This window comes from Bacillus sp. FMQ74, assembly GCF_001875785.1.
GTDB lineage: Bacteria > Bacillota > Bacilli > Bacillales > Bacillaceae > Bacillus > Bacillus stercoris.
Genome location: NZ_MOEO01000040.1, coordinates 1 through 588 on the forward strand (window position 1 = coordinate 1; position 588 = coordinate 588).

The 588-nt window shown below is 56.1% G+C and carries 1 protein-coding gene; it reads right to left on the minus strand.

Annotated elements, in window-relative coordinates:
- Positions 1-588, minus strand: a 588-nt coding sequence (locus BLL41_RS22245; protein ID WP_141770228.1) for a phosphopantetheine-binding protein, incomplete at both ends; no start/stop codon positions are given.

The window sequence follows — 588 nt, forward strand, 5'->3', positions numbered from 1 at the left end:
CTCTACGTAGTGGGTCAGCTCCTCGATCGTCGGGTGCTGGAAGAGATCTTTCATTTCCAGCTTCCAGCCGTGCTGGTTCAAGCGGCTCGCCATTTGAATTCCTTTGATGGAATCTCCGCCAAGCGAGAAGAAATTATCGGTGACACCGACTTCAGGCATTCCAAGCACCTCCTGCCAGATGCCGGCAAGCAGCTCTTCCATGTCGGTCGTCGGCGCTTTGTATTCTCCGCTTCCCGCTTCGATGTCCGGCTCAGGCAAGGCTTTGCGGTCGACTTTGCCGTTTGCCGTAACCGGAAGCTCGCTCAGTGTCACCCAGAACGCCGGGATCATGTAATCCGGCAGGGTTTCCTTCAGTGCTGATTTCAGCGCTTCTATATCAGCTGTTTCTGGTGTGATATACGCCGCGATCGCTGTATGGCCGCCTTTATCCTTGACAGCAGTCACCGCCGCATCCTGTACCTCAGAAAGCTGGGCGAGCTGGACTTCGATTTCTGAAAGCTCGATTCGGTAGCCGCGGACCTTGACCTGCTGGTCGATCCGGCCGATGTATTCGATGCCGCCGTTCACCCACTTCACCAAGTCGCCGGT